1 pseudogene is annotated in these 1,350 nt (G+C 77.9%); it reads left to right on the forward strand.

What is annotated here, in order from left to right:
* Positions 1–944, forward strand: a pseudogene (locus ACFRQN_RS40845) (hypothetical protein); the annotation flags it as partial.
* Between the last annotated feature and the right edge of the window lie 406 nt (positions 945–1,350).

Raw genomic sequence — 1,350 nt, forward strand, 5'->3', positions numbered from 1 at the left:
GGGCGGCCGGACGGCGCCCCCAGGGGCCGGGCGCCCCGCTCCCCCGGCCCGAGCCGACACCGGTCACCCGGCCGCTGCGGGCACGCCCGGACCGGCCGCAGACCCCGCCCCCGGCCCGGCCCGGGCCCCGCGACGCCCGTGACCCCCGCGACGCCCGCGAGCGGGTGCGTCCCCGGGACCGCCAGCACACCCCCGCCCCCGGCGGGCGGCCCGGCGCCGCGCGGCAACGGCTGCTCCGGCAGCGGCTGGTCGTCTTCGTCACCGTGACCATCGGGGTGGCGCTGGCCATCGCGGCGGCCCAGGGGTGCGAGAACCGGGACAATCGGAGCGTGCGGCCACCGGCCGCGGTGGTGACCAACACCGGCTCCGGCGGCGAGCAGGCCGTGCCCGGGACATCGGCGGACGTCGCGCCGCAGGCCTCGCCCACCCCCCTCCCGGCAGCGGCACGCGGCGGTACGGACGGCGGGCTGACGGCCCCCCAGGCGCCGCTGCCGGCCGTGGACTGGCCCAACCGCAGCTACCCCGACGGGGCCGGCGGGCCGGCCATCGCCCTGCAGAACGGGCACTCGGTCGGCGCCGGGCCCCAGGTCGCGCTGAGCGCGGTGCTGCCGGCCCGGTACAAGGGCCTGCCGGCCGCGGTGGTCGTCCTGCGACGGGTGGAGGGCTCGGCCCCGGTCGACCTCGTCCAGCTCTACACCTTCACCGGGGACGCCCCGGCCGCCACCACCTCCCGCACCTCGGTGGCGGACCCGCAGGCGACGGCCAGCTGGCGACTGGACGGCAGCACGGTCGTCCGCGAGGAACGCGCGGCCGCCACCGGCACCGTCACCTCCACCCGCTACGCCGTCCGCCCCGACGGCACCCTCGACGAATCCTGGACCGGCGCCGCCACCACCCCGCCCCCCGCCGCCGCCCCGGCCCCGCCCACCTCCCCCACCGGCTGAAGCCTCCGGGCCGGCTCCCGGTTGTGCGGCGGCCGCTGCGAAGGCATGCGCGGGCGGGGCACGGCGCGAGAAGTCGGAGGGGCCGACTTTCGGTGCAGGGCGGTCCCGGAAGGGCGCTGCGGGCCGGCAGGCGGGATAGCGGCCTCAGCGAAGCCAGTACGCGTGAGAAGTCGGGCAGGCCGACTTCCGGCGATGCGGCGGAGCCCGGCGAAGCGATGAGTGAGCTGGCCGCGGCGTGAGAAGTCGGGCGGGCCGACTTTTGGGGGTGGGGCCGTGGCTGCGGTGTCAGGGGCCGGGCAGCGCGCGGGAAGTCGGGGGGGGGGCGCAAACCCCCCCCCCGGGGGGGGGGAGGGGGGGTCGAAAAAAAAAAAAAAAAACCACCCCCCCAACAAAAAATTGATAAAAA

The organism is Kitasatospora sp. NPDC056800, from assembly GCF_042789775.1.
Lineage (GTDB): Bacteria > Actinomycetota > Actinomycetes > Streptomycetales > Streptomycetaceae > Kitasatospora.